Here is a 25,792-nt window from a genome sequence, read left to right as displayed (position 1 = left end):
TCAGGCGACTTCGGCCATTGCGCCTCGGCCTTGAGTCAATTGCTCCTGAAAATACTCATCGAATTTCTGCCGCGCCTGGTCGCCAAACAGGATTTCACAAGCCTCCAGCAAACCTTCGGCCTTGCGAATCTCCTCGTGGCGCAGCACCAGGGCAATCTTGGAACGGCGACGCAAGAAATCCTCCAGCTTGATGATCATTTCCTGGTGCTTGGCGAGTCGGATTTCGCAGCGAATATAATCGGTGCCTTTGATCAGAACTTCCGCTTGGCGGGGGTCTTCGCGGATTTCCGCCAAAAGTTCAAACGCCTGCCGGTCATAGCGCCGCCACAGCCGGCTGCTGAGGCTTTCGATGGACTCGGGCGAGGTATAGCTATCGAGATTCATCAGCTTCGCTTGATGCAAGTATTCTTCGCGTACCGAGGAATGCGGTTCGCCGTACCATTGGTAGCCTCGATGCGGCAGGGCAACGCCGAGTTGGGCGACGATGTCCGAAACCTCGTCACCGACATTGATGCAGTCGGTGAGCTTGCCGCCAAAAATGCTGAGATGCGCTTTGGCGCGGTGCACATCGATCGCATGCTTTCGCGACAATTGCAACCAATCTTCGATCTTGTCGTCGGCCTGAGCCTTTATTACCAATGGCCGCACTCCGCAACGCTCGGCGATGATGTCGGCGCAAGTCAATGGTCGATTGAGGTTCAGGCGCTTGTTGATATTGTCGAGTACGAACTGGCGGTCTTCGTCCGTGACCTCGGTAAAAGGCGATTCCACTCGGGTATCGGTGGTACCAATGCAGGTACGCATGCCCATCGGGATGACAAAAAACAGGCGTCCGTCGTCGGCGAAGAAAGTCATGATGCGCTTATGCGCAGTGAGCTGGGGCACGATCAAATGAATGCCTTTGGAAAACGCATGGTGATGCTCGGTTTGTTCGCCGGTCAGCACATTATGCTGGTCCACGAATGGGCCGGCGGCGTTGATCAACACTTTGGCGCGGATTTTCATCTCCTGGCCGTTCATCACATCCCGCGCGTGAGCCACCCAAATACTGCCTTCACGGCGCGCACCGAGTGATTCCATGTAGTTGGCGGCAATGCAGCCGCGATCCATCGCCGAGTGCACGAATTGAAACACGAACCGCGAATCATTGTCGTGCAGGTAAGCATCCGAATACTCAAAGCCGCCTGCTGCGCTTTCGGTCTTGACAACCGGCTCTTCGCGCTGGATGGTGCGTTTGAAAAAAAAGCGGGGGGTTTTTGTGAAACCGTTGCCGAACAGCCAGTACACCCACGTGCCTGCCCATAGGAACAGCGGGTGAAAGCGGAAGCCTTTGTCGATAGTGGAAAAAAACCGGATTTCCTGAACTCGTGACGGATAATGACGGATCAGATGATTGCGGCTCAAACAAAGTTTCCGAACCAGGCTGTACTCGCGGCTTTCCAAATACTTGATCCCACCCCAGGCCAGGTTCGACGATTGCTGGCTGGTGAAACCGGCGAAATCACGCTGATCGATTAGCGCGACCCGCGCGCCTTTGCCGGACAGGGCGGCGGCGGAGACTGCACCGTTGATGCCGCTGCCGACGATCAGGACATCGTAGATACCCTCTTGCAATTTCTGAATGTTGCTCTCACGAAGTTTCACGCTTGCTCCCCATTCGATGTGGCAATCCGGTTCCTTCTCTCGCTGCTGAATGCGAGAGGTCAAGGTGACTCCATCCCCAGTCTGTGAAGAAAGAGGAGAGGAGGGGGAGAGTGAGTGAACGCTTACTCGTCGTCAAGAGCCCACCCCTTACAGCGCTCAACCGCCTTGTGCCAGCGCCGGAACTGGCGCTCACGCTGCGCTTCGTCGATGCGCGGGCTATAGCGGTTTTCCAGCTGCCACTTTTGCGCAAGTTCTTCGCGACTGCTCCAGAAACCGGTAGCCAGGCCCGCCAGATACGCGGCACCGAGAGCCGTGGTTTCCACGATGCTGGGCACTTCGACCGGGACACCGAGAATGTCGGACTGGAATTGCATGAGCACACTGTTGACCGAAGCCCCCCCGTCACAGCGCAATTCTTTCAGGGCAATCCCGGAGTCGCGCTGCATGGCGTCGATCACGTCGCGGGTCTGATAGGCCATGCTTTCCAAAACCGCGCGAGCGATATGACCCTGGGTGGTGCCTCGGGTGATGCCGATCAGCAGGCCACGGGCGTAGGGATCCCAGTGCGGCGCACCCAGACCCACCAGCGCCGGCACGAAATAGACGCCCTCATTTTGGGGAGCGGAGCGAGCCAGTTCCTCGCTTTCCGCCGCCGATTTGATCATCTTTAATCCATCTCGCAACCATTGCACCGCGGCGCCGGTGACGAAAATGGCGCCTTCCAGCGCGTACTGAACCGGTTGGTCAGCGATGCGCCAAGCAATGGTGGTCAACAACTTCTCACGGCTGAATACGGCTTTGTCGCCGGTATTCATTAATACGAAGGAACCGGTGCCGTAAGTATTCTTGGCCAGACCCGCACTATGGCAAGCTTGGCCGAAGAGAGCCGCTTGTTGGTCGCCGGCGATCCCCGCCACGGGAATGCGATGAGTGCCGAAAAACATCTCCGGGTCGGTTTCTCCGTAAATGCAGGACGACGCTTTGACCTCGGGCAGGATCGCTTTGGGAATGTTGAGCAACTCCAGAAGCTCATCGTCCCAACGAAGTTCTTGAATGTTGTAAAGCATGGTGCGTGAAGCGTTCGAGTAGTCGGTGACATGCACGTCGCCACCAGTCAAATTCCAGACCAGCCAGGAATCAATGGTGCCAAAAGCAATTTCGCCGCGTTCGGCGCGCGCGCGTAAGCCGGTGACCTTATCCAACAGCCATTTGACTTTGGTGCCGGAGAAATAAGAGTCGATCACCAAGCCGGTCTTTTGACGGATCGTCTCCTCCAATCCCCGTTCCTTGAGCTCATCACAGTAGCCTGCGGTCCGGCGATCCTGCCAGACGATGGCATTGGCGACTGGCTTGCCGGTGGCACGATCCCACAACACCGTTGTTTCCCGTTGATTGGTGATGCCGATGGCGTTCAAGTCGCTGGCGTGGATGTTGCCAGAACTCAAGGCGGCACCAATAAGCTTCATGGTTAGCAGCCAGATTTCCTCGGCATCATGTTCGACCCAACCCGGTTTTGGATAATTCTGCTTAAATTCCGAGTAGGCTCGACCCCTTATTTTTCCGTCATGATCAAAAATCAGCACGGTCGTACCGGTGGTGCCTTGGTCGATGGACAGAATGTACTCGCTCATGGTGGGTTTTCTCCTTTGCGCGTTTATGTTCGTCGCCGACGATAACACTGGCATGATCAGCGCAGCAGCGCAAGCGGCACTCCATCCGGCGAAATTGACTGCTGAAAAACCGCAAGTCCCCGGCAGCCCCAAGCCCTTTTTCGAGAAGACGGCGTGTCGCGCCGATGCGTCGCGGCACGTGAAAACGCTGCCCACGGGAAACACTATTGCCCCGCTGCTCCCGGCCCGAAGTTTGGCGCCTGCCAGCGTTCGGGTACACCCCGCTGGCTAGCCTTCGCCTGGCCGCTGCAGGCAGATGGTGGTAGGGGCACGGGTTCCGGGTTCCGGCTTTCGCGATCCACAAGGACACATTTGCAGGCTGCCCGGGAAAAAGCCGGAAAAGAGCCGAAAACATGCGACTAATCGGTCTCAAGCGATTGAAACACCTGACATATTAGCGCTATCATGGCAGGTGTCGTCAAGCCTTGATCTGGCGGCACTTTTTGTAGCAGAACACACCCACTGGGAGAGAGACAGATGGACAAGAGAACTCCGCCGCCCACCTCGAGCAGCGATAGCAGCAAGGCGGGAGGAACAACGGAAGCCGAAAAACCGGAAGTTGCGGCTGCCAAGCCGCCAGCGCGAGCCCCGCGGGCGCGTGCGGTTTCAGCTTCGGCGCGGGCAACACAGCCGCGTCGGGCAGCCGCCGGAGATGTCGCTCCGGCACGCACGCCTGCCGCCATGGAGGCTTTTGATGTCGCCGAAGCGGCCAGTTCGGCAATCGAGCACAAACAAGTCGCCCTGCGCGACATCATTGCACATGCCACCGTCGGCGACACTGCGTCGCTGGCGAAGACGCTCGAAGCGATCTTGACCGGCGCTTCTCCGGACGACGCGGCAGCGCTGCGCAAGGCGTTGCTGACAGAAAGGAATGAACCGCCGGCGACACCGCCGAGCAGCCCGGACGATGAGCTGGCATCGAGCTGGCGCGAAACGAGTTCCTATCCCTATCGCAACCTGATGTCGCGGCGGGCGTACGAGAAGCAGAAATACCGCCTGCAGGTCGAGTTGTTGAAACTGCAGAACTGGATGAAGGAAACCGGGCAGCGCGTGGTGGTCATTTTTGAAGGTCGTGATGCGGCGGGCAAGGGCGGCGCCATAAAGCGCTTTACCGAGCACCTCAACCCACGCGGCGGACGCGTCGTGGCACTCGATAAGCCCAGCGAACAAGAGCGCGGACAGTGGTACTTCCAGCGCTATGTGCGCCACCTGCCAACGGCCGGTGAGGTCGTTTTCTGTGACCGCTCGTGGTACAACCGCGCCGGCGTCGAGCGCGTGATGGGTTTCTGCAGCGAAGACGAGTACACCGAGTTCATGCGCCAGACGCCGGAAGTCGAACGTACCCTGGTGCGTAGTGGCATTCACCTGATCAAGTTCTGGTTTTCGGTCAGCCGCAAGGAACAGCGCCGCCGCTTCAAGGAGCGCCAGGTCCACCCCCTCAAGCAGTGGAAACTGTCGCCGATCGACCTCGCGTCGCTCGACAAGTGGGACGACTACACCAAGGCCAAAGAGGCGATGTTCTTCCACACCGACACCGCCGAAACGCCGTGGACGGTCATCAAGTCCGACTGCAAGAAGCGCGCGCGTCTGAATGCCATGCGCTACGTCCTGCACAAGCTCAATTACACCGGCAAAGACGTGGACGCCATAGGCCCCATCGATCCTCTGCTCGTCGGTCGTCCGCACGTGGTCTACGAACCGAGTGGATCTGCCCATCCGCAAGGCGAGCACACGCCGATTCTGTAGTCTGGCCGGACTCGATAATCAGTAGCAAAGTACGGGGCGCCCAGAGCGCCCCGTTTTTTTTTGCGCACCGCGGTCAGGGCCTCAAGTGGCCTGGCCTTGACGCTACGCCTTGACTGGCGAGCACTGGCAGGCCGTCGATGGCTTTTCTATCGAGCTCATGAGAGTCGAAGTCGAAGCATTATGGCAATGATTGCCCCTACAATTACCGCTTCGGCAAATGCACTGGGTAGTGATCGGCATGCTCTCCTCGCGAAGACCGTCTAAACACCGGATGTGCGCGCACTTGCCGCTGTTCCATGGCTTCCAGATGCCGGTTTATGAAGGAGCTGAGCGTGCCTAGCCTGCGTCTTCAACAATTGCGCACCCGCCATGTCGGCCCCATCGAACTCAGCGTCGATAGCGGTGAATGCATCTGCATCCACGGGGCCTCCGGGAGTGGCAAGACGCTCTTGTTGCGTGCCATCGCCGACCTTGATGAACACACTGGCGAGGCGTATCTCGATGCCCAGCGCTGCTCGCTTCTGCCGGCCCCGGACTGGCGGCGTTCGGTTGCCTTGGTGGGAGCGGAAAGCCACTGGTGGGGGGAGTGCGTTGGCGAGCATTTCGAGACGGCGATCAACGCCGGCTGGCTGAAGCAGCTCGGCTTGCCCGAGGAGGCGGTGAACTGGCAGTTGTCCCGCTGTTCGACCGGCGAAAGGCAGCGGCTCGCCTTGTTGAGAACGCTGATGCAGAACCCCGCCGCACTGTTGCTGGACGAGCCGACCGGCAATCTCGACCAGGACAGTACCCTTCGCGTCGAGGAGTTGTTGGCCGAGTATCGGCGCCAGCGACATAGCGCCGTGCTTTGGGTGAGTCACGATTCGGGGCAAATCGCACGTGTTGCGCAGCGCCGCTTCAACCTGCGCGACGGTGGCCTGGTGGAGGAAGAGGAGGGGGTGGGGCTGCCATGCAGGTAATCACCCTTTCACCCTTCGACCTCGGGATTGCCGCAGTGCTGATCCTCGCCCTCGCCGGATTGTCCTTGCGCCTGCGTCTTGGCGTCGAACGGCAATTGCTGACCTCTGCGGCACGTAGCACCATTCAGTTGTTCCTGATCGGTCTGGTACTCAAAGTCTTGTTCGACAACGTTCACCTGCTCTGGGTGGCGCTGATGGCGGGAGTCATGATTTCGGTCGCCGGACGCGAGGTAATGGTCCGTCAGAAACGTCGCTTCATCGGTTGGTGGGGCTTCGGCGTCGGCACTCTTTCGATGTTCATTTCGTCGTTCACGGTTACGGTCATGGCGCTGATCCTGGTGATCGGTACCAAGCCCTGGTATGCGCCGCAATACGCCATACCGCTGCTGGGCATGATTCTCGGCAATACCATGAACGGCATCTCGCTGGGACTCGACCGTCTGACGCAGGACGCCACCCAGAAGCGCCCGATTATCGAGAGCCGCCTGGCGCTGGGCCAGAGTTGGCAGCGGGCAATTTCAGACAGCCGCCGCGAAGCCATCCGGGTGGGCCTGATTCCGATCGTCAACGCCATGTCTGCCGCCGGCATCGTCAGCCTGCCGGGAATGATGACCGGCCAGATCCTGGCCGGCACGCCACCAGTGGAGGCCGTCAAGTACCAGATTCTGGTGATGTTTCTTATCGCTGGCGGTACCGGATTTGGTACTGTCGTTGCCGTCAGCTTCGCCGCCAGACGCCTTTTCGACGAGCGCCAGCGCTTGCGACTCGACCGTTTGAGTCGGCCCGGGAATTGATCTGAAAACGGTCATCCGGGATGCAAGCGGGAATTCGGTACGCAGCACGCAGCATGCGATTCCCAAATCCTGAGGGGATAAAATAACCGCCGACGCCCGACAGCTGCTGCTTGCTCAACCAGCATTCGGACGACCGGCGGCCTGATCGCACTTTGCCGTGCGATCTGCAAACTACCGGCTTAGCGTTGAACCAAAGGTGCGACACCAGCCGCTTGCTTTTCAGCCTGTTTGGCGGCTTTTTTTTCCTTTGGAGTCAAAGCCGCTTGTTTCTTCACTTCCTTGTTGTTTTGCCTTATCTTGCCCATGATCGCACTCCTCTTGAGCACCTGCGAAGGCAGGTGTGCTTACAGTATAGGCCGATCCGTCGCGGGAAACCGGGCGGGCGGGAAATAGGGACGGCCAGCGCTCATCGGTGTACACCTTTCTTGTCAGGCCCATCAGCCAACTGCTTCAATTGCTTGGCTGCTAATTCAGGCTGCCCACATGCCTCGTGCGCTGGTAAGATTGGAGCTGCTTTTATTAACTTTTGCGAAAGGAGCGACACATGAGTCTGAAAGAGACAAAAGACGCCTATGTTGAGAAACTGAAACTGCAGCTCGATGAGTGGAGCGCAGAACTCGACGTCATGGAAGCGAAAGCTCGCCAGGCGGACGCCGATTTCAAGGAAAAATACCAGGGCAAGGCTGACGAACTCAGATACCAGAAGACGCTGGCACAGGGCCGCATAAACGCCCTGCAAGAGGCCGCGGATGACGCTTGGGAAGAACTCAGAAACGGCAGCGAGAGCATCTGGGGAACCGTCCGGCAGACGTTTGCCGACGCCAAAGCAAAATTCGACAACAAGTAGGTCGTGTGAGCTTCGCTTTCCAGATCTGAACGGGGCTACGGCCCCGTTTCCTCTTCTGTCGTGAAGTTTACATAATACAAATTATGCGCACTTAGATCGGTGGTGAAAGAAGGGCCGTTTGAGCATCCGGCCTCATTGCGCGCACGGGAAAAACCGACTGATCGCGCGATCCTACCCGCCACTTGCCTGTTGCCCCGCCTTGAACTGCTCGGTCAAGGCCTGGTTGAAGGTTGCCAAACCACTGAGCACCATGCGGCTGGTCGTCGGCCCGTCCAGGTCAACTTCCATTTCGACCACCTTCGATTTGTTGGCGGCCACGCCAGCAAGATTTCCGACGGCCTGAAGTGCCACGACCGCTACGTTTTTCTGAGAGTCAAAGCCACCAACTTCCCGGAAGCGCGCAAAATTGCCGGCTACGGTGATGCCTTTGGGTGCTCGTAGGCTACCGCCATCGACGTGGCCGCTGGCGGCTACTGCTCCTGGCGGTGCGCTTACCGTCATTCCCTCGCCAGCGCCGGTGCTGGCGCCGGCGCGATTCCAGATCGACGAGCCCGAGCCGGAAGACTCCAGCGCAGCGATATTGATCGCCACCCCGACCGCGATACCGTCGAAGCCGCTCTTGCTCCAATCTATGCGCTTGCCCATGTCACCGGCGCCCATGCCGGCGAATCCACGTTCGTGCAGCTTCATGCCAGTCGGGGTCAGTACCAGATACTTGCGCTCGGTATGTCCAAGGTCCTGTTCGACATACACCGGCGCTCCGATCGTGCTCGCCGCCTCTGTTGCCGCATACACGGCGCCGTTCTGCGCAGTGAAACCCGCGGCGTCCTCGAGCTTGACGCCACTGGCTGCCAGCCGTTCCTGCAGATCGGCCCAGGCCTTGTCGGTCAGGGCCTGCAAGGCAGCGATATCGACGTTGGCCACCTGATATTTGATCCGCGATTGCGTGCCGCCGTAATTCGTTCCTGGCAAGTAGCCGGCGCGAGTGCTGGCAGAAACTTCGCCAGCCACTTCAAAAAGCACCCGGAACTCACTGATATAGATGCGCTTTCCTGCGGTGTTCAGTTTTCCTTCCAGGAGCTCGCTGCCATCGAGCACGACGATCGGCTCGGCGGCGGCTGTTTCCACCGCGGCGACCGTAAACGCTTGCACCTCGCCGCCGGCCGGCCCTTCGGCAAGCGTTTTGAATTCGTCGGCGGACAGCGTTTTGCCCGGGTAACCGGGTTCATCGGGCCGACACTCCTTGGCCGTCGCCAGTTTGCCAAGAAACCCCTGGCGTTCCCTGGCTTCGGCGGCGCGCTGCTGTGCCGCGGCGTCGGGTGCCATGCTCTCTTCCACCTGCTGCTGCGCGACGACCCCGGCGACCTTGCCAACCAGACCGCCAAGTCCGCCGAATAGCCCGGAACCCTGCGCCACTGCTGCGCCAGCGACCTGCCCGCCGACGTTTGCCGCACCGCCCGCTGCCGCCTTGCCAATGCTTGGGGCATTGGTGTCGCCAGCGGCGATAAACTCTGTCATCGCCTGCTGTTGGGCAGCCAACCCTGTGCAATCGAGTTGGGCATCACCCGGATCGACCCGCTGCAGCGGCCCGGCAGTGACCAGCGTTGGCGAACCGGCCAGGCAGGCGATCATGATTGAGTGACGAATGATGTGCTTCATCGGATGCGTTCCCCTCGTTAAGAACTATGACATGGAAGAAGTCTAAACGAGACCCGCCTGCGGGTGATTGGCAATTGTTCGGCGAATGAGAACAATGTCGCAAAGCGCTGCGGAGAGCTTGCCGGGCAGGCGCAGATGGAGCCGCCAAGCATGTGCAGAAAAGGTTTCAGACCGCCTTGAACGAGCGCGCACATTTGCTGCCATCGAGCGGGAGTGGTAGATTGCCGGGGCTGCAGCCTGGCTCACCTCGGCCCCTCCTTGCAAACCCTCTTCTCCTTTTTCATGCCCCAGATCACCGCCAACCATCTTCAGATCGAGTACGAGTCATTCGGTACACCGTCAGCGCCGGCCATTCTGCTGATCATGGGACTCGGCGCGCAATTGAGCCGCTGGCACAAGGAATTCTGCGAAGCGCTCGTCGAGCGTGGCTTCCGCGTCCTTCGTTTCGACAACCGCGACTGCGGCCTGTCCAGCAAGTTCGACGCCGCCGGCGTTCCCGATATCGGCCAGGCGCTGCGCACGGGCACAGCACTGAGCGTGCCTTATACGCTGACGGACATGGCCGCTGACAGCGTCGGCCTGCTCGATGCCCTGACGATCGAAAAAGCGCATATTGTCGGCGCGTCGATGGGCGGTGCAATCGCCCAGATCCTTGCCGCCCGCTATCCGCAGCGTACCCTGTCGCTAACTTGCATCATGACCACCAGCAGCAATCCGGAGCTGCCGCCGCCAACTCGCGAAGCCTCACAAGCCCTGCTGGCCCCCCTGCCGGCGACTCGCGACAAGGAAAGCCTGGTCGAGGACGCGCTCAAACGCCAACTGGCGGTCGCCAGCCCCGATTTTCCGAGTTGTCCGCAACGCTTGCGCGAGGTCCTCGTCGACGAGCACGAGCGGGGCTTCCATCCACGCGGCGTGGCCCGTCAGCTGGCGGCTTTTCTGGCCAGTGGTGATCGCCGCCCCCTGCTGCAAACCATCAAGGCACCGACACTGGTTTTGCACGGGAGCGACGACCCACTGATTCCCGTCGCCTGTGGTCACGATGTGGCCGCACACATCCCGGGGGCAAGAATGCAGGTCATCGAAGGAATGGCACATGACCTGCCGCTGGCCTTGACCGAGGTGTTCGCCGATGCCATTGCGGCTATCGCGCGATCGCCGGAGCGCTGAACGCTGCCGACGCTGAGCATTCTCTCGCAGGCCGCGAACACGGATCGCCGCCACCTGTCGGCGCGGCTTTGCCGCTTGCGCTTGCGCGTGCCCCGGCATCGGCTGACTGGTCTACCTGCTCGTCCGCCAGCCTGTATTTGTCGACGCTCATGAATCCTGCCTTCGTCCCCGAGGCGCTGGTTTTCGTCGATCTGGAAACGAGCGGCGCCAATTTCGCGAATGACCGGATCATCGAAGTCGGCCTGGTCGAAGTGGACAGCGAAGGTGCGCGTGAATGGAGCGTGCTGGTCAATCCGGAGGCTCCCGTTTCTTCCTTCATTACCGGTCTCACCGGCATCGACGACGCGATGCTCAGCTCGGCGCCGACTTTCGCGCAACTCGCACCGTCCTTGCTCGAGAGGCTGCGCGGCAGACTGCTCATCGCGCACAATGCGCGCTTCGATTACGGTTTCCTGAGGTGCGAATTCAAGCGACTCGGGATCGAGTTCCGGGCGCCGACGCTATGCACGGTCAAGCTCTCACGCAAGCTGTTCCCGCAGCACCACCGGCACAATCTGGACACCCTGGTCACACGCCATGGGCTGGCGGTGGCGGGCTCGCGCCACCGGGCGCTGGCCGATGCTCGCCTGCTCTGGGATTTGTGGCGCTGCTGGCACGAACAACTGCCGGTCGAAACGATTCGCAGCGTGGTCGCCAACCTCGTTGGCCGTCCCGAACTGCCGGCACAGATCGATCCCGCACTGATCGACGATCTGCCCGAGGCTGCCGGCGCTTACGCGTTTTACGGCGAAGACGGTCGCCTGCTGTTACTGCGCCGGGCGAGCAATCTTCGCCAGCAGGTATTGGCGCATTTCACTGCCGCCAAGCGCGAAACGCCGCTGCTGCGCGATCTCCGGCGTGTCGACTGGCGCGAAGCAGCCGGCGAGTTGGGCGCTCGCCTGCGCGAAATCGAATTGTCCCGTTGCGCAGCCGAGAGCGGGCCCCAGGCGGGGCTACGCGAGCCTGGCGGCAGCAACGCCGGCGCGGCGGCCAGGGGGCTTTGCTCCTGGCAACTTCAGGCACGGCAAAACGGTCACCTACGCCCGGAACTGGTCTTCGCCGAGGACCTCGACTTTGCCATCGCCGATGATTTGTTCGGAATCTACCCCAGTCATCGCGAGGCTACGCGCAGCTTGCGAAAACTCGCCGACGCACAGCGTCTGTGTTACAAGCTGCTCGGCCTTGATGACAGTAGCAAGCCCGGAGCCTGCGCCGCTTATCGACAGAAAAGCTGCCGCGGCGTCTGCATTGGCAAGGAAACGGTCGCCCTGCACTGCGCCCGAGTACTGACTGCCCTGGCCAAATTCAAGGTCAAGCCCTGGCCTTACAAGGGGCCGCTGCTGCTACTGGAGCGCGACGAATTCGGAATGCGCGAAGAGTTCCACCTGGTAGACCGGTGGCGTCTGGTGGCCACCTTGCACAACGAAGAGGCGCTGCAGGCGCGGCTGGCGGATGGGCCGACCGGCCAGGCTTTCGATCCCGACACCTACCGCGTCATTGGTCGCTTCCTGCAGGCCGGCAAGATCGGCCTCCGTCCCCTGCCCCCGTTCTCACTTTGACGGCTCGGTCTCGGCCTCGGTATCAATGAGTTCGGTCTCAAGCTCAGCCGCGGCCGCCTGCTCCCTTGCCTCCCTCGCCTGGTCCCTTGCCTTCCTTGCCTGCTCCCTTGCCTCCCTTGTCTGCGCACTTGCCTGGCGCAGGATATCGGCGATATTGGTATTCCCGGTCTGCCGCGCCCAGTCCTCCGCCGTCGCACCCCGATCGTTGGCAATGCTCGCATCGGCCTTGTTCTGGAGCAGCAATTCGACGATTTTCAGGTGTCCAAAGCGGGCGGCAAAGAACAGCGCTGTCGAACCGTTCTCGGTCGTCGCATCGATGTCGGCACTCCTCGTGATCAGGTATTCGACGACCGTCGTGTGGCCATTGAAAGCTGCGTAGATCAGGGGCGGCCAACCGTAGAGGTTGACGTCTGCACCGGCTTCGACGAGACGCTTGACGATCGGCAGACTACCCTTGAAGGCGGCGATGCTGAGCGCCGTCTCGCGGTTGCGATTGCGCGTGTTCAGGCGTGCGTGGCGCTTTAGCAGCTGCTCCAGAAAATCGCCGTTGTCGCGCTGCACGGCCTGCATCAGCAAGGTGTTGCCGGCCGCGTCCACCGCGTTGATGTCCATCCCCTGGTCGACCAACTTGACGGCCCACGCGGTATTGCCGGAGATCAGCGCCTCCTCCATATCTTCATGAGCACCGGCTGTGGCGAGGCTTGGCAGCAGCAGGGCGAAGAGCAGAGCAATTGTTTTCATTGGGAAAGTTTTGAACGGGCTTCTGGGAACAGGCGGAAGAAGTTCTCCGTCGTGGCGTCAACAAGGTCCTGGTAAGTCAGGCCACGCAGGCGCGCGACTTCTTCGGCGACGTGCTTCACGTAGCCAGGCTGGTTGGTCTTGCCGCGATGGGGAACCGGGGAAAGATAAGGCGAATCAGTTTCAACCAGGAGACGGTCGAGCGGAACACGCTGCGCCACGTCGCGCACGATTTCGGCCTTCTTGAAGGTAACGATGCCGGACATCGAAATGTAGAAGCCCTGTTCGAGCGCTTGCTCGGCGACCTGCCAGCTCTCGGTGAAGCAGTGCATCACGCCGCCGGCCGCGGCAGCCCCCTCCTCCTGCATCAGCCGCAGCGTGTCGGCGGCCGCTTCGCGCGTGTGAATCACCAGGGGTTTCTGCGCTTCCCGGGCGGCGCGGATGTGGGTGCGGAAGCGTTCGCGTTGCCACTCCGGTGCATCCTTGTGCCAGTAGTAATCCAGACCCGTCTCGCCAATGGCGATGACTCGCGGATGACGAGCCAGCTCGACCAGGTCGCCGACCGAGGGTTCGCGTCCGCCGGTGGCCTCGGGATGAACGCCAACCGAAGCCAGGATCGCCGGCCAGCGTTCGGCCAGCGCCAGCACCCGGTCGAGGTCTTCCAGCGTAACCCCGATGCACACCGCGCAGGCGACCTCGTTGTCCTTCATCAAAGCGAGGATTGGGGCAATTCTTTCGGAGAGATCCGGAAAGTCGAGATGGCAGTGCGAGTCGATCAGCATCGGTGTTCTTCGGCGGGGCTCGCTCAGATGGTATGCGTCGGGCGGCCGGACTGCATCACGCCACCGAGAAGGCCTTCGATGCGCCTCTTGGCTTCGAGCCCGCCTTCGTCGTTGTTGAAGTGCACACCGATGCCTTGCGCCTTGTTGTTCTGGGCACCGACCGGGGTAATCCAGACCACCGTACCGGCAATCGGCAACTTGGCCGGGTCGTCGATCAGCGACAACAACATGAACACCTCGTCACCGATGGCGTAATGGCGGGTGGTCGGAATGAAGATTCCGCCGTTGCGCAACAGGGACATATACGCCGCATACAGCGCCGATTTCGAGTTGATGTTCAGCGACAAGACGCTCGGGCGTGGTGAGTTGGCGGCGGCTTGCTTGCGACTGTCTGCTTCTGCCATATCCCCTCGGGAGGTTCAGAAAAGCCGTATGTAGTTCAGGAAAAACTCTTCGAGAAACAGGCGGCTATTCACGGGTTGCTCGCACTGGGCCTTGTATTGTATCGTCTTTCGATTGAATGCCAAGAGCTTGCGGGTGTCGGTGCCTTGCGCCAGACGCAGCAATTGCGGCGCGTGCGCAACAAAATAGCGCGGCGGCAAGCCCTGGCTGGCCAGGGTCAGGTCAAACAACCACTTCTGAGCCCACTCGAGCGTACGCTTCAATGGCGCCGGACGTTTCTCCGCCTTCACCGCCTTGTCGACAATGGCCGCCGCCACCACGGCGTTGAGGCCCTTGCCATGCGCCACCTGGCCGAGCAGCGAATCGAGCAGCACGCGTTCACCCTTGGCACTGAGTTCGAGGGCCAGCAGCGGCGAGCCAGCGGCGAGCGCCAGCCACTGCTCGCCGTCGCGGACGCCGGCATGGCGCAGCCAGGCGATCGCCCTGGCCGTTGGCGGCGGTCGCATGGGAATCGTCTGGCAACGGCTACGAATCGTCGGCAGCAAGCGATGAGGCTCGCTTGAAACCAATATAAACAAGGTACCTGCAATCGGTTCTTCGAGTGCTTTAAGAATGGCATTGGCCGTCGGTCGATTCATGGCTTCGGCGGGGTTGAGCAAAACTACGCGCGCGCCATGGCGGTGGGTGCCAACATGCAGGAAGTCATCGAGCGCGCGCACCTGATCGATGGTGATCTGCTGACTGGCTTTCTTCCTGCCTGCCGCGTCGCCCGCAGCGGCCTCGGCCTCCTCGCCTTCGGCGAGCGCGCCTGGCTGTAGCAGGCGTAGATCCGGATGGTTGCCCTGCGCCAGCCAGCCGCAAGCCAGGCAACGGCCGCAAGCACTGCCCGACTCGGTGCGCGCTTCGCAGAGCAGCGACGCGGCAAAGCTGCGCGCCAACTCAAATTTGCCGATCCCGCGCTGGCCGGCAATCAGCAGCGCGTGCGGCAACTGAGCGCGTCGCTCACAAAGTTGCTGCCAGCTCTGGCTGTGCATTTCAATTATGTTCATAAACAGTACTTTATCAGAGCTTCTTGAATCAGAATCTTGATTTTCTCTGACGCCTGGTTGGCGTCGATACAGCGTATTCTTTGCGCTGCTGCCGTCGCACGCTCAAGGTAGGCGAGGCGCACACGTTCATGAAACTCGGCGCGCTCCTGTTCGAAGCGGTCGAGGTCGCGCCCTTGAGCGGCGATGCGCTGGCTGGCGATCGACGACGGCAAATCGAAGAGTAGCGTCAGATCCGGTTGCAGCTGACCGTGGACCCAGTTTTCCAGTTGTGCAAACTTCGTCTTGTCGAGACCGCGTCCACCGCTCTGGTAAGCGTAGGTGGCGTCGCTGAAGCGGTCGCAGATGACCCAGTCGCCGCACGCCAGAGCCGGTTCGATGACCCGTTCGAGGTGTTCGCGGCGGGCAGCGAACATCAGCAGCGCTTCGGTCTCGACATGCATTGCTTCGTGCAACAGTAGTTCGCGAAGCCTTTCGCCAAGCGCGGTGCCGCCGGGCTCACGGGTGGTCAGCACGTTCAGTCCACGGCCGCGAACCAGTGCCGCCGCGCCGGCAATATGACTGCTCTTGCCGGCACCGTCGATACCTTCGAAAGTGATGAACTTGCCGCGCGGTCGGCGCTCGCTCTGACTCGCACTCACGGTTTGCCGCCTTTTTGAAAGCGCCTGACGGCGCGATTGTGTTCGTCGAGAGTAGGTGAAAACTGGCTACTGCCATCGCCACGTGCAACAAAATAAAGCGCCTCGGTGGACGCCGGATGCAGAGCCGCCTGCAGGGAAGCAAGCCCGGGCATGGCGATCGGCGTCGGTGGCAGACCTGGCCGGGTATAGGTGTTGTACGGCGTGTCGGCGAGCAGGTCGCGCTTGCGCAGATTGCCGTCGAAGCCCTCGCCAATACCATAGATCACCGTCGGGTCGGTCTGCAGCAGCATTCCCTGGCGCAGGCGATTGACGAACACCCCGGCGACCAGCGGTCGATCATCGGCGCGTCCGGTTTCCTTTTCGACGATCGAGGCCATGATCAAGGCCTGGTAGGGATCCTGATAGGGCAACTCGGGCGCCCTCGCCTGCCAGGCGTGCTCCAGGTGCTGCTGCATCGAACGGTAGGCCCTGGCCAGTAGCTCGACATCGCTGCTGCGCTTGGCAAAAAAATAAGTATCCGGAAAGAAAAGGCCTTCAGCGACCGTTTCCGGCGCACCGATCAGGCGCATGATCTCGGTCTCCGGCAAATCCTGGGTGTCGTGACGCAGATCCGGATGTGCATCTAAGCGCTCGCGCATCTGCCGGAAAGTCCATCCTTCGATGAGCGCCAGCTCCGCTTGCGTAACGTCACCGCGGGTCATCTTCTTCAGCAGCTCCAGCGGTGTAATGCCGACAGCGATTTCGTAACTGCCGGCCTTTATCGAGGTATCGACGCGCAGCAGCTTGCCGAGAAGGCGCAGCACCCACGGGTCCAACTCGACGCCTGCCGCCGTGACCTCCCGTGCCGCGACGCGCATGCTGCTCCCGGGGACGATCGTGAACTCGATCTGCTCGCTCTTCAGAGCGACCGGCGTCAGCACCACCCAGGCGGCCGCGGCGGTCAGCAGAACGATGGCGATGACGGCAAAAAGGAGCAGCTTGAGGAGGTGTTTGCGCATCAATCCGGCGCAGCGGACAGGCTGCAGGGCTGGGAGGTGAGGACGAACTTCGACTGGCCCTATAATAGCCGAAAGCCGCCTGGCTGAACTCAGCCGGCGCCGACCTGGTCAGAGTTCCTCGCAGGCTCCGGCTGATCGCGAAGACTGCTGCTCCCCTGAAGACAAGGAGCAGGCCCGCCCCGAACAATTAACGAGAACGACTTAACGATGAACGCAAGCTGGCTGGAATTTCTTTGTGCTTCAGGAGCACGCGTCGACCAGGACCTGGTCGCCGATTTCGGTGACGCCGCCGCAGAGTTGCTGGCCGCACCCGTGGCGACAGTCGTCGCGCCGCTGGCCCATCTCGGGGTGATTGAAGTCGGCGGCGCTGAGGCGGCAACTTTTCTGCACCAGCAGTTGACCAGCGACGTCACGCATCTCGCCGACGGCGCGGCGCAGCATTCGGCCTGGTGCTCGGCAAAAGGTCGCATGCTGGCCAGCTTTCTGGTTTTCCGCAGTGGCTCCAATTATCAGTTGCAACTGTCTGCAGACCTGCTGCCAGCGATTCTCAAGCGCCTGCAGATGTTCGTGCTGCGCAGCAAGGTGAGCATCGTCGAACACCCTGACGCGCGTCAGATCATCGGCGTATCGGGCCCGCGCGCCGAAGAAGCGCTGCACGCAGCCGGCCTTGCGGTACCCGGCGCAGCGCTGAGCTGCGTGGCCACGGCGGACGCCCTGGTGATCCGCCTGGACAGTCAGCGCTTCGAAGTACTGGCCAGCAGCGAGGCCGCGCCCGAGCTCTGGCAAGCGCTGCTGGCGGTGGCGCGGCCGGTCGGTACGCGGGTCTGGCAGTGGCTGGACGTCGACGCCGGCCTGCCCTTGATTACTGGTGGCACCAGGGAAGAGTTCGTGCCACAAATGGCCAACTTTGATCAACTGGGAGGAGTCAGCTTCCACAAAGGTTGCTATCCTGGCCAGGAAATCATTGCTCGTACGCAGTATCTGGGCAAGGTCAAGCGTCACCTGTACCGCGCCCACTCGAGCACGCCGATTGCGTCCGGCAGCAAAATCTACTCGCCGGCCAATCCCGAGCATCCGTGCGGAATGGTGGTCAATGCGGCAGCGGCGCCGACGGGTGGCTACGATGCTTTGGCAATTGTTCAGGAGAGTTTCGTCGCCGCCGCCGATCTGGAAATTGCCGTCCCGGGCGGCCCGCACATCGACCTGCAGCCGCTTGCACGCTAAGCGAATCAGGGGCGTACTCGGGATCTTCCAGCGATGTGCCTGATCCTGATCGCCTGGCAGGCACATCCGGACTATCCCCTGGTCGTCGCCGCCAACCGCGACGAGTTCTTTGCCCGCCCCTCGGCGGCTGCCGCGTTCTGGCCGGAAGCGCCGCAGGTGCTGGCTGGCCGTGATCTCGAAGCCGGTGGCACCTGGTTGGGAATCAGCCGCGAACAGCGTTTCGCGGCGCTCACCAATTATCGTGAGGGTCGCCAGGCGGCGAGCAATGCGCGCTCGCGCGGCGCCCTGGTCGCCGATTTCCTTAGCGGTGCTGCCAGCCCGTCGGCGTACCTGGCGCAGGTTGCGGCGCGTGCCACCGACTACAACGGCTTTAACCTCTTTGTCGCCGATGGCCAGCACCTGGCCTACTACGCGAACCGTGGCGACAACCCGCCACGCTTCCTGAGCCCTGGCATCTACGGCCTCTCCAACCACCTCCTCGACACCCCCTGGCCCAAGCTGGCGACTGCCAAAGCGAGCTTTGCCGAAGCACTGGCCAAGTTACCGGCTCAGGCCAAGTTCTTCGATCTGCTCGCCGACCAGGAAATCGTTGCCGATTCGCATCTGCCGGAGACCGGCGTAGCGCTGGCCTGGGAGCGTATTCTCTCGGCCGTCTTCGTGCGCTCCGAAGACTACGGGACGCGCGCGTCAACGCTGCTCGTCCGTCACCGGCATGGTCTGACGACCTTGGTCGAACGTAGCTTCGTCGCTGGCGCGCTGCTTAGCGGCGAGGTCTGCGAGAGCTTTGTCAGTCCTCGCTGATCTCGACCGGCGTATAGGGCAGCACCCGTTCAAACAGTTCGACAATATCGGCATTGCGCATGCGGATGCAGCCGTGCGAGCCGGGACGGCCCATTGGCGTGGTATCCGGGCTGCCGTGAATGTAGATGTAGCGGCGCATGGTATCGACCTGGCCGAGCCGGTTACGCCCGGGCTCGCAGCCGGATAGCCAGAGAATGCGCGTCAGAATCCAGTCGCGCGTCGGGAAGCGTTCGGCCAGTTCACGACAATAGATTTCGCCGTTCGGGCGGCGACCAACCAGGATTGTGTTGGCGGCGAGTCCGGCGCCGATCTTGGCGCGCACCAGGTGCTTGCCGCGCGGTGTGCAGTAGCTGCCAGTGACTTCCCCAGCGCCGTTCGCCGCCGTCGATACCGAATAGCTGTGCAGTACGTGCCCCGCCGCATCGACCAGGCGCAAGGTCTGTTCCTTGATCGAAATCTCGATACGCACTTTTACTCTCCTCCTCGGCGGCGCCGCGCGGCAAAGAAAGCGGAGAGTAGCTGGCCGCACTCCGCCGCCAGAACGCCACTCAGGACCTCGGTGTGATGGTTGAGCCGGGCGACGGCAAAAAGATCGACGACGCTGCCGTGGACGCCCGTTTTCGGGTCGCGCGCGCCGTACACGAGGCGCGCGATGCGCGCCTGCAGCACCGCTCCGGCACACATTGCACAGGGCTCCAGGGTGACGAAAAGCTCGCATCCGGGCAAACGATAGTTCTGCAAGTTGCGGGCGGCATCGCGCAGCGCAGCGATCTCGGCGTGTGCCGTCGGATCATGTTCGCCGATCGGTGAATTGAAGCCACGTCCGACGATGACGCCGGCGCACACCACCAGTGCGCCGACCGGCACTTCGCCCAGGCATTCGGCGGCGCGCGCCAGAGAAATCGCTTCGCGCATATAGTATTCGTCGTTCATCGCGCGCATTCTACATTCTACCTTCTACTGCAGCGCTCGCAGGGCAGTCGCGCCGTCGGGCGGCGCGCGACCCGCCCATCGAAGGTGGGCATCAAATCGGGTACCATCGCCTGCAAGCCTCGCCAATCTTGATCGTGAAAAGCGACTTCCGTCATGCGAATCCTCTTTGTCCACCAAAATTTTCCCGGTCAATACAAGCATCTGGCGCCTGCGCTGGCCAATTCGCCTGCCAACCAGGTCGTCGCCATCGGTGAGCAGGCCAACGTCAAGCGCGCGCAGGGCTTCCATCCGCGCGTTCGCCTCCTGGCCTATCCCGAACCGGTCGGGGCTTCGCAGCAGACGCATCATTACCTGCACAGCACCGAGGCGGCGGTGCGCCGTGGACAAGCGGTACTGCGCCTGGCCCTGGCGCTGCGCAAGCAGGGTTTCGTCCCCGACGTGATCTGCGCGCATCCCGCCTGGGGCGAAGCGCTATTCCTCAAGGAAGCCTTCCCCGACGCCCGCTTGCTGCTCTACCTCGAGTTCTTTTATCGCGCCCGCGGTTCGGACATGAACTTCGACGACGAGTTTCCGACCTCATTCGATGACCAGTGCCGGATCCGCCTGCGCAACGCCACGCAGCTGATCAGCCTCGAAGCCGCCGACGCCGGCCTCAGCCCGACGCGCTGGCAGCGCGAGCAGTATCCGAAGGCATTTCAAGGGCTGATCGAGGTGATTCACGACGGCGTGCAGACTGAAGTCGTCTGCCCCGGGCCGGTCGCCGAGTTTGCCCTGCCAGGCGGCGGCACACTTCGTTCCGGGGACGAGGTAATCACCTACGTGGCGCGCAATCTGGAACCATATCGCGGATTTCATCGCTTCATGCGCGCTTTACCGGCAGTACTGAGCGCACGGCCGAAGGCGCAGGTATTGATCGTCGGTGGAGACGAAGTCAGCTACGGGCGGCGCTTGCCTGGCGGAGAAAGTTATCGCCAACGCTATTGGCGTGAAGTCGGTGGCCTGCTCGACGGCAAGCGTGTGCACTTCATGGGAAAGCTGCCGTATCACAAATTTATCGATGTCCTGCGTCTCTCGCGTGCGCACGTCTATCTCACCTACCCGTTCGTCCTCTCTTGGTCACTGCTCGAAGCGATGTCCTGCGCCTGCCCGGTGATTGCATCGGACACCGCTCCGGTACGAGAAGTCATCTCCGCCGGCCGCAACGGGCTGCTGGTCGATTTCTTTTCGCCAACCGCCCTCGCTGAAACGATTATCTCGGTGCTCGAAGATCCCGGCCAGATGACGGCTTTACGCAGGCGAGCGCGGCAGGACATCGAGGAGCAGCTGGATCTTGCATCGCAGACTTTGCCGCGCTTGCTGGCGCTGGTGGAGCAGCTGGCCGCAGGTAAAAGTTAAGCACTGGATCAGCGGCCGCGATAGGCGCCTCCCCAGGCCGGCCGGCGAAGTCAACAGCACAACAGCAGGAGCCCAGCCATGACAAGCATCCGATTTCTGCAAGACCAGGCGCTGTTTGGCGGCGTAGACGACCGTGCGATGGCCGTCATCATTCCCTTGCTGAGGGAACTCAGATTTGCTGCCGGCGAGGCGATCGTTGGCGAGGGCGACGACGGCGATTCGCTGTTCATCATTTGCAGTGGCTCGGTCGAAGTGCTGAAGGCGAGCGCTGCCGAAGATGGGCATTTCGAAAAGCGCCTCGCGGTGCTGAAAGTCGGTGACGTGTTCGGTGAGATGGAGTTGATCGACATGCAGCGCCGCTCGGCCACGGTGCGAGCACTTGAGCCGGTGTCGGCCTTGGCACTGTCCAACGGCGACCTGTTCACCATCTACGAAACCGATCTGCCGACATTTACCCTCATCGTGCTCAATCTGGCCAGGGAGTTGAGTCGTCGCCTGCGCCGCCTCGACGATCTGGCGGTACATTACATGGCCATGAACACGCCAGCGGAGGCGTGTTAAGCGGCTGTACTCAGGGAGGCTACTCCGGGCGGCCTCAGGGAGTTCCTTTCAGCTTGTCCTGCCACGCGCGCATGGCGATGGCGAGACGGCCTGACATGGTGATGTACTCGCCATAGAGGAGATCGTAAGCGTCGCGGGGCTTCCCGGACGCCGCCAGTTCAACCACCTGCGCGGCCAGCTTATGGAAATCGGCGTGCAAGCGATTCACCTCCTCGTAGATGGCGCTCGCCCGGTCTTCACCCGACAAGCGTGAGCCGTGCAGCCACTTGCCGAATTCGCACTGGTCTTCCGCCTGAACCTCGCTCACATCGACGGTCGGCGGTGCCTGCAGAATGGCATTGCGCAAAAGCGACATCCAGCGAGCGTGATTGCCGATCGCCTCCTCAATATCTGTCACTTTGTCCACCCCCACCCTATCCCGACTATCCATTTTGACCCTCCGCCCGTGCCTGGCTGCGATCAGCTCTTCGCGTAGAGCTTCATTCTACCTCGTTCAAAGTGCCGCTCCATCTGTTCAGCGAGCGACGGTGTTGCGCAGGTTACAGCATGCAGCGTTCTTATGCCGCGACACCCACACTGCTCAACAGCCAGCCGACAAGCGCGCTAGCGATCACCACCAGCCACGGTGGCAGCTTCCAGAACATCAAGGCCAGCAGTGCGATCAGTGCCAGGCCAAAATCGGCCGGCTGGCGTATGGCGCTGGTCCATACCGGCTGATAGAGCGCCGCCAGGAGCAGACCGACGACGGCAGCATTGATGCCGGTCAGCGCCGCTTGCGTGTGGCGGCTGCGCCGCAGCTGCTCCCAGAACGGCAGCGCACCGACGACGAGCAGGAACGACGGTACGAAAACCGCGACCAGGCAGATCAGGCCGCCAAGCCAGCCGCTTGGTGCCTGGTTCATTGACGCGCCAAGGAAGGCGGCAAAGGTGAACAGGGGACCGGGTACCGCCTGGGCGGCGCCGTAGCCGGCCAGGAAGGAGGTATTGCTCACCCAGCCGGTGGGCACCACCTCGGCTTGCAGCAGCGGCAGGACAACATGGCCGCCACCGAAAACCAAAGCCCCCGAGCGGTAGAAAGCGTCGATCATTGCCAGTGTGTTGCTGGGCCATGCCTGTGCCGCGATCGGCAAGACGAGCAGCAGCAGCACAAACAGCAGCAGACAGGCGCTTCCCGCACGACGGCTGGCGATGATCGGCAGCGGCTCGTGTGGCGCGTCTTGTTCCGGCTTGAACAACAATAGGCCAAGGATGCCGGCGGCGACGATCACCCCGACCTGTCCCAAGGCGCTGGGCCAGGCCAGGACCAGGCAGCTGGCGGCGACCATGATCGAAACGCGTGGCGTGTCGGCGCATAGAGTTCGCGCCATGCCCCAGACGGCTTGTGCGACGACCGCCACGGCGACCACTTTGAGGCTATCGAGCACTCCCGCCGGCAGAACCGCGCCCCAGGTCGAAATTCCCAGCGCGAAGGCGATCAGGGCGAGCGCTGAGGGCAACGTGAAGCCGGCCCAGGCCGCCAGCGCGCCGGCGTAGCCGCCGCGCGACAGCCCGAGAGCGATGCCGACCTGGCTGCTCGCCGGGCCGGGCAGGAACTGGCACAGCGCCACCAGATCGGCGTAGGCGCGGTCGCCGAGCCAGCTGCGGCGGCTAACGAACTCTTCCCGGAAATAGCCCAGGTGCGCAACCGGGCCACCGAAGGAGGTCAGCCCGAGACGAAGAAAGATCAGGAAAATCTGCCACGCGTTGCTCGCTGCCGCGGCTGCGCCGTTCCTTATGGGGGACTTCATGCGGGCAATACCTCATCATCCTGATGGTTTGCCAGGAATGATAAACGAGGAAAAGGGCGTTGTTGAGAGAACGCCGTCGCGCCAGGGTCGAAGAGCGCGCTTGCGCCAGCACGCCACGCGAGCCTGACCCTGACCCTGACCCTGACCACCGCCATGGGCGGTCGCCGCTATGCCCCCGCCGCACAATGCGCTACCATGAGCCGTCAACAGCGAGAGGTCGGAATTGAGCCTCAATCAGCAACCCAAGGAGTGAGAATCATGAACAAGCTTGCCGTGCGCGGGGATGCGGAGATCGAGGAAAGCGAGGAAATCGAGGCAATGTTGCTGGCAGCGCCCGCGGAAGAGTACATGTCACCCAGGCAACTGGCGTTCTTTCGCCAGCGACTGCGCGACGAAGAACAAACCCTGCTCTCGGCAGTGAAAGAAACCGCCGGTCACCTGCAGGAGGCGGAGACAAGTGCCGACTGGAGCGACCGTGCCAGTACCGAGGAAGAGCACACGCTGGAGCTGCGCGTTCGCGATCGTGAAAGAAAGCTGCTGCAGAAGATTCGCGAGGCCCTGCGCCGCATTGACGACGGCAGCTACGGCTGGTGTGAGGAAACCGGCGAGCCGATCGGCATAGCCCGCCTGCTGGCGCGTTCGACCGCCAGCCTGTGCCTTGAAGCCCAGGAGCGCCGCGAGCAGAACAAGCGCCGTTTCGGCGGCTGAACCTTGAACGCCGGGAGCTGAAAAGCCCGGCGCTCGCCAGCCGCCAGGCGGACGCTACGAGGGCTACTTGGCGCCTGCCTGGAGCAGGTCGCGGCTCAGCGCTTCGGCAACCCTGATGCCATCGACGCCGGCCGAGAGAATACCGCCCGCGTAGCCGGCGCCCTCCCCCGCAGGATACAAACCCCTGACGTTCAAGCTCTGGTAATCGGCGCCGCGGGTGATGCGCAGCGGTGAGGAAGTGCGTGTCTCAACGCCGGTGAGCAAGGCATCGGCCATGGCGAAGCCCGGAATCTGGCGCGCGAAGGCCGGCAAGGCTTCGCGGATCGCGGCAATCGCGTAATCCGGCAAGGCCGTCGATAGATCGCTCAGACGAACCCCGGGTTGGTACGAGGGCATGACGCTGCCGAGATGGCTTGACGGCCGCCCGGCGAGGAAATCGCCGACCAGTTGCGCCGGCGCCTCGTAGTTGCCCCCGCCGAGTTCGAAAGCACGGCTCTCGAGTTCGCGCTGCAAGGCGATGCCCGCCAGCGGCCCGCCCGGGTAGTCGAGCGGCGTGATGCCGACGACGATGCCGGCATTGGCGTTGCGTTCATTGCGCGAATACTGACTCATGCCGTTGGTCACCACCCGCTTTTCTTCCGAAGTCGCCGCCACCACCGTGCCGCCCGGGCACATGCAGAAGCTATACACCGAGCGCCCGTTGCGGCAGTGATGGACCAGCTTGTAGTCGGCAGCGCCGAGCGCGGGATTACCGGCGTGCACGCCGAAACGCGCCTGGTCGATCAGCGCTTGCGGGTGTTCGATGCGCAAGCCGATCGAAAACGCTTTGGCTTCCATGAACACCCCCGCGCCGTGCAGCATCTCGAAAGTGTCGCGAGCGCTGTGGCCAAGTGCCAGAATCAACTGCTCGCAAGGCAGCTCTTCGCCTGAAGCCAGGGTCACGCCACGCACGCGCCCGGCTTCGATGTGCACCCCGCTGACGCGCTGCTGGAAGCGCACCTCGCCACCCAGGCGCTCGATTTCTCGGCGCATCTGCTCGACCATGCCGACCAGCCGGAAAGTGCCGATATGCGGCTTGTTGACGTAGAGAATTTCTTCCGGTGCGCCGGCCTTGACGAATTCCTCGAGCACCTTGCGGCCGTGGTGCTGCGGGTCCTTGATCTGGCTGTAGAGCTTGCCGTCGGAAAAAGTGCCGGCGCCGCCTTCGCCGAACTGGACGTTGGATTCCGGGTCGAGCACCTTCTTGCGCCACAGGCCCCAGGTATCCTGCGTGCGCTCGCGTACCGCCTTGCCACGTTCGAGCACGATCGGCCTGAATCCGGACTGCGCCAGGATCAGCGCCGCGAAAATGCCCGCCGGACCAAAGCCGACGATCAGCGGCCGGCTGGCCAGCCCCTGCGGCGCGCGCGCGACGAAGTGGTAGCGCATATCGGGCGCTGCCTGCACCTGGCGGTCGTCGGCAAAGCGGGCCAGCAAGCCCGCCTCGTCGGGCAAGCTCAGGTCGACGCTGTAACTGAAGACCAGCGCACTCGCCTTGCGGGCGTCACAACTGCGCCGGAAGACGCGGATCTCGCCGATGTCCTGCACGGGAATGCCGAGCCGAGTAGCCACCGCCGCCGGCAGTGCTGCGGGCGGATGGTCGATGGGCAGGCGGATTTCACTGACGCGCAACATGGTGGTTTGGCTTTCTCCAGG

At 62.0% G+C, this 25,792-nt stretch carries 26 protein-coding genes; 11 read left to right on the top strand and 15 right to left on the bottom strand.

Features of this window, described 5'->3' with window-relative positions; genetic code table 11:
* Positions 1-1,644: an FAD-dependent oxidoreductase gene (locus QZ648_RS02485; protein ID WP_291996131.1), complete on the bottom strand. Its 1,644-nt coding sequence runs from the start codon at positions 1,642-1,644 to the stop codon at positions 1-3.
* A gap of 122 nt (positions 1,645-1,766) precedes the next feature.
* The gene (gene glpK / locus QZ648_RS02480) at positions 1,767-3,275 is read right to left on the bottom strand and encodes a glycerol kinase GlpK (protein WP_291996000.1); all 1,509 of its coding nucleotides are present in this window, start codon (positions 3,273-3,275) and stop codon (positions 1,767-1,769) included.
* Between the two features lie 516 nt (positions 3,276-3,791).
* Between glpK and ppk2 the strand changes: the two genes are divergently transcribed.
* The 3 genes from ppk2 to fetB all read left to right on the top strand — a co-directional run bounded on the left by ppk2 (position 3,792) and on the right by fetB (position 6,810).
* Entirely contained in the window at positions 3,792-5,060 is a 1,269-nt protein-coding gene (gene ppk2 / locus QZ648_RS02475) for a polyphosphate kinase 2 (RefSeq protein WP_169066667.1), read from the top strand.
* 332 nt (positions 5,061-5,392) lie between these two features.
* Positions 5,393-6,016: an ATP-binding cassette domain-containing protein gene (locus QZ648_RS02470; RefSeq protein ID WP_291995999.1), complete on the top strand. Its 624-nt coding sequence runs from the start codon at positions 5,393-5,395 to the stop codon at positions 6,014-6,016.
* Positions 6,007-6,810, top strand: coding sequence for an iron export ABC transporter permease subunit FetB (fetB, locus tag QZ648_RS02465; RefSeq protein WP_169066668.1), 804 nt, complete (start codon positions 6,007-6,009; stop codon positions 6,808-6,810). The genes QZ648_RS02470 and fetB overlap by 10 nt, the downstream gene beginning before the upstream one ends.
* A 179-nt stretch (positions 6,811-6,989) precedes the next feature.
* On the opposite strand, the gene QZ648_RS02460 is transcribed toward fetB, so the two are convergent.
* On the bottom strand, positions 6,990-7,115 hold the full coding sequence (locus QZ648_RS02460; RefSeq protein WP_291995998.1) for a hypothetical protein: 126 nt from the start codon (positions 7,113-7,115) through the stop codon (positions 6,990-6,992).
* A 239-nt stretch (positions 7,116-7,354) separates the two neighbouring features.
* Here QZ648_RS02460 and QZ648_RS02455 point away from each other — a divergent pair, with 239 nt between their 5' ends.
* Entirely contained in the window at positions 7,355-7,657 is a 303-nt protein-coding gene (locus QZ648_RS02455; protein WP_169066669.1) for a hypothetical protein, read from the top strand.
* A 171-nt stretch (positions 7,658-7,828) separates the two neighbouring features.
* Here QZ648_RS02455 and QZ648_RS02450 read toward each other — a convergent pair whose 3' ends face one another.
* Positions 7,829-9,316, bottom strand: a complete 1,488-nt coding sequence (locus QZ648_RS02450) for a hypothetical protein (RefSeq protein ID WP_291995997.1) — start codon at positions 9,314-9,316, stop codon at positions 7,829-7,831.
* Positions 9,317-9,574: 258 nt separating this feature from the next.
* Here QZ648_RS02450 and QZ648_RS02445 point away from each other — a divergent pair, with 258 nt between their 5' ends.
* Together QZ648_RS02445 and QZ648_RS02440 are read left to right on the top strand one after the other, a co-directional pair.
* A complete protein-coding gene (locus QZ648_RS02445; protein WP_366144043.1) occupies positions 9,575-10,483 on the top strand; it encodes an alpha/beta hydrolase in 909 nt (302 codons plus the stop codon).
* 149 nt (positions 10,484-10,632) lie between these two features.
* Positions 10,633-12,081 (top strand): 3'-5' exonuclease family protein, encoded by a 1,449-nt coding sequence (locus QZ648_RS02440; RefSeq protein WP_169066672.1) that lies wholly within the window; start codon positions 10,633-10,635, stop codon positions 12,079-12,081.
* Here the strand turns inward: QZ648_RS02440 and QZ648_RS02435 are convergent.
* Genes QZ648_RS02435 through mltG form a run of 6 tightly spaced genes read right to left on the bottom strand, consistent with a single transcriptional unit; the run spans position 12,073 to position 16,688 of the window.
* Positions 12,073-12,822: an ankyrin repeat domain-containing protein gene (locus QZ648_RS02435; protein ID WP_291995996.1), complete on the bottom strand. Its 750-nt coding sequence runs from the start codon at positions 12,820-12,822 to the stop codon at positions 12,073-12,075. The two genes, QZ648_RS02440 and QZ648_RS02435, sit on opposite strands and share 9 nt — an antisense overlap.
* Positions 12,819-13,601, bottom strand: a complete 783-nt coding sequence (locus tag QZ648_RS02430) for a TatD family hydrolase (RefSeq protein ID WP_291995995.1) — start codon at positions 13,599-13,601, stop codon at positions 12,819-12,821. The genes QZ648_RS02435 and QZ648_RS02430 overlap by 4 nt, the downstream gene beginning before the upstream one ends.
* A 23-nt stretch (positions 13,602-13,624) precedes the next feature.
* Entirely contained in the window at positions 13,625-14,005 is a 381-nt protein-coding gene (locus tag QZ648_RS02425; protein ID WP_169066675.1) for a PilZ domain-containing protein, read from the bottom strand.
* 15 nt (positions 14,006-14,020) lie between these two features.
* Positions 14,021-15,052 carry a DNA polymerase III subunit delta' gene (gene holB, locus QZ648_RS02420; RefSeq protein WP_169066676.1) on the bottom strand — a complete coding sequence of 344 codons (1,032 nt, stop codon included), beginning with the start codon at positions 15,050-15,052 and terminating at the stop codon, positions 14,021-14,023.
* Positions 15,049-15,690, bottom strand: coding sequence for a dTMP kinase (gene tmk / locus QZ648_RS02415; RefSeq protein ID WP_169066677.1), 642 nt, complete (start codon positions 15,688-15,690; stop codon positions 15,049-15,051). The genes holB and tmk overlap by 4 nt, the downstream gene beginning before the upstream one ends.
* Entirely contained in the window at positions 15,687-16,688 is a 1,002-nt protein-coding gene (mltG, locus tag QZ648_RS02410; protein ID WP_291995994.1) for an endolytic transglycosylase MltG, read from the bottom strand. The genes tmk and mltG overlap by 4 nt, the downstream gene beginning before the upstream one ends.
* Before the next feature lie 207 nt (positions 16,689-16,895).
* On the opposite strand from mltG, the gene QZ648_RS02405 reads away from it, so the two are divergent.
* Both QZ648_RS02405 and QZ648_RS02400 read left to right on the top strand, forming a co-directional pair.
* Positions 16,896-17,912: a folate-binding protein YgfZ gene (locus QZ648_RS02405; protein WP_291995993.1), complete on the top strand. Its 1,017-nt coding sequence runs from the start codon at positions 16,896-16,898 to the stop codon at positions 17,910-17,912.
* Between the two features lie 33 nt (positions 17,913-17,945).
* Entirely contained in the window at positions 17,946-18,713 is a 768-nt protein-coding gene (locus QZ648_RS02400; RefSeq protein WP_291995992.1) for an NRDE family protein, read from the top strand.
* Here the strand turns inward: QZ648_RS02400 and QZ648_RS02395 are convergent.
* Together QZ648_RS02395 and tadA are read right to left on the bottom strand one after the other, a co-directional pair.
* Positions 18,700-19,182 (bottom strand): L,D-transpeptidase, encoded by a 483-nt coding sequence (locus QZ648_RS02395; RefSeq protein WP_291995991.1) that lies wholly within the window; start codon positions 19,180-19,182, stop codon positions 18,700-18,702. The two genes, QZ648_RS02400 and QZ648_RS02395, sit on opposite strands and share 14 nt — an antisense overlap.
* A gap of 2 nt (positions 19,183-19,184) precedes the next feature.
* Positions 19,185-19,646: a tRNA adenosine(34) deaminase TadA gene (gene tadA / locus QZ648_RS02390; RefSeq protein ID WP_291995990.1), complete on the bottom strand. Its 462-nt coding sequence runs from the start codon at positions 19,644-19,646 to the stop codon at positions 19,185-19,187.
* A 153-nt stretch (positions 19,647-19,799) separates the two neighbouring features.
* Here tadA and QZ648_RS02385 point away from each other — a divergent pair, with 153 nt between their 5' ends.
* Positions 19,800-21,041: a glycosyltransferase family 4 protein gene (locus QZ648_RS02385; RefSeq protein WP_169066684.1), complete on the top strand. Its 1,242-nt coding sequence runs from the start codon at positions 19,800-19,802 to the stop codon at positions 21,039-21,041.
* A gap of 78 nt (positions 21,042-21,119) precedes the next feature.
* Positions 21,120-21,602 (top strand): cyclic nucleotide-binding domain-containing protein, encoded by a 483-nt coding sequence (locus tag QZ648_RS02380; protein ID WP_291995989.1) that lies wholly within the window; start codon positions 21,120-21,122, stop codon positions 21,600-21,602.
* Between the two features lie 34 nt (positions 21,603-21,636).
* Here QZ648_RS02380 and QZ648_RS02375 read toward each other — a convergent pair whose 3' ends face one another.
* On the bottom strand, positions 21,637-22,008 hold the full coding sequence (locus QZ648_RS02375) for a CZB domain-containing protein (RefSeq protein ID WP_169066686.1): 372 nt from the start codon (positions 22,006-22,008) through the stop codon (positions 21,637-21,639).
* Positions 22,009-22,159: 151 nt separating this feature from the next.
* Positions 22,160-23,389 (bottom strand): chromate efflux transporter, encoded by a 1,230-nt coding sequence (chrA, locus tag QZ648_RS02370; RefSeq protein WP_291995988.1) that lies wholly within the window; start codon positions 23,387-23,389, stop codon positions 22,160-22,162.
* A 318-nt stretch (positions 23,390-23,707) separates the two neighbouring features.
* Between chrA and dksA the strand changes: the two genes are divergently transcribed.
* A complete protein-coding gene (gene dksA, locus QZ648_RS02365; protein ID WP_248595385.1) occupies positions 23,708-24,097 on the top strand; it encodes an RNA polymerase-binding protein DksA in 390 nt (129 codons plus the stop codon).
* 63 nt (positions 24,098-24,160) lie between these two features.
* On the opposite strand, the gene QZ648_RS02360 is transcribed toward dksA, so the two are convergent.
* On the bottom strand, positions 24,161-25,771 hold the full coding sequence (locus QZ648_RS02360; protein ID WP_291995987.1) for an NAD(P)/FAD-dependent oxidoreductase: 1,611 nt from the start codon (positions 25,769-25,771) through the stop codon (positions 24,161-24,163).
* Positions 25,772-25,792: the final 21 nt, after the last annotated feature.

Origin of the sequence: Candidatus Accumulibacter sp. ACC012 (genome assembly GCF_907163155.1) — a bacterium.
Lineage (GTDB): Bacteria > Pseudomonadota > Gammaproteobacteria > Burkholderiales > Rhodocyclaceae > Accumulibacter > Accumulibacter delftensis.
Note: the sequence above shows the minus strand (reverse complement) of the source record. Positions and strands in the feature narration are given on the sequence as shown.

What these genes read in the sequence shown, in the direction of transcription:
- glpK (WP_291996000.1), bottom strand. Translation starts at nt 3,275, where the DNA reads ATGAGCGAGTACATTCTGTCCATCGACCAAGGCACCACCGGTACGACC.
- ppk2 (WP_169066667.1), top strand. Translation starts at nt 3,792, where the DNA reads ATGGACAAGAGAACTCCGCCGCCCACCTCGAGCAGCGATAGCAGCAAG.
- fetB (WP_169066668.1), top strand. Translation starts at nt 6,007, where the DNA reads ATGCAGGTAATCACCCTTTCACCCTTCGACCTCGGGATTGCCGCAGTG.
- QZ648_RS02460 (WP_291995998.1), bottom strand. Translation starts at nt 7,115, where the DNA reads ATGGGCAAGATAAGGCAAAACAACAAGGAAGTGAAGAAACAAGCGGCT.
- QZ648_RS02455 (WP_169066669.1), top strand. Translation starts at nt 7,355, where the DNA reads ATGAGTCTGAAAGAGACAAAAGACGCCTATGTTGAGAAACTGAAACTG.
- QZ648_RS02450 (WP_291995997.1), bottom strand. Translation starts at nt 9,316, where the DNA reads ATGAAGCACATCATTCGTCACTCAATCATGATCGCCTGCCTGGCCGGT.
- QZ648_RS02440 (WP_169066672.1), top strand. Translation starts at nt 10,633, where the DNA reads ATGAATCCTGCCTTCGTCCCCGAGGCGCTGGTTTTCGTCGATCTGGAA.
- QZ648_RS02435 (WP_291995996.1), bottom strand. Translation starts at nt 12,822, where the DNA reads ATGAAAACAATTGCTCTGCTCTTCGCCCTGCTGCTGCCAAGCCTCGCC.
- QZ648_RS02430 (WP_291995995.1), bottom strand. Translation starts at nt 13,601, where the DNA reads ATGCTGATCGACTCGCACTGCCATCTCGACTTTCCGGATCTCTCCGAA.
- QZ648_RS02425 (WP_169066675.1), bottom strand. Translation starts at nt 14,005, where the DNA reads ATGGCAGAAGCAGACAGTCGCAAGCAAGCCGCCGCCAACTCACCACGC.
- holB (WP_169066676.1), bottom strand. Translation starts at nt 15,052, where the DNA reads ATGAACATAATTGAAATGCACAGCCAGAGCTGGCAGCAACTTTGTGAG.
- mltG (WP_291995994.1), bottom strand. Translation starts at nt 16,688, where the DNA reads ATGCGCAAACACCTCCTCAAGCTGCTCCTTTTTGCCGTCATCGCCATC.
- QZ648_RS02405 (WP_291995993.1), top strand. Translation starts at nt 16,896, where the DNA reads ATGAACGCAAGCTGGCTGGAATTTCTTTGTGCTTCAGGAGCACGCGTC.
- QZ648_RS02400 (WP_291995992.1), top strand. Translation starts at nt 17,946, where the DNA reads ATGTGCCTGATCCTGATCGCCTGGCAGGCACATCCGGACTATCCCCTG.
- tadA (WP_291995990.1), bottom strand. Translation starts at nt 19,646, where the DNA reads ATGAACGACGAATACTATATGCGCGAAGCGATTTCTCTGGCGCGCGCC.
- QZ648_RS02385 (WP_169066684.1), top strand. Translation starts at nt 19,800, where the DNA reads ATGCGAATCCTCTTTGTCCACCAAAATTTTCCCGGTCAATACAAGCAT.
- QZ648_RS02380 (WP_291995989.1), top strand. Translation starts at nt 21,120, where the DNA reads ATGACAAGCATCCGATTTCTGCAAGACCAGGCGCTGTTTGGCGGCGTA.
- chrA (WP_291995988.1), bottom strand. Translation starts at nt 23,389, where the DNA reads ATGAAGTCCCCCATAAGGAACGGCGCAGCCGCGGCAGCGAGCAACGCG.
- dksA (WP_248595385.1), top strand. Translation starts at nt 23,708, where the DNA reads ATGTTGCTGGCAGCGCCCGCGGAAGAGTACATGTCACCCAGGCAACTG.
- QZ648_RS02360 (WP_291995987.1), bottom strand. Translation starts at nt 25,771, where the DNA reads ATGTTGCGCGTCAGTGAAATCCGCCTGCCCATCGACCATCCGCCCGCA.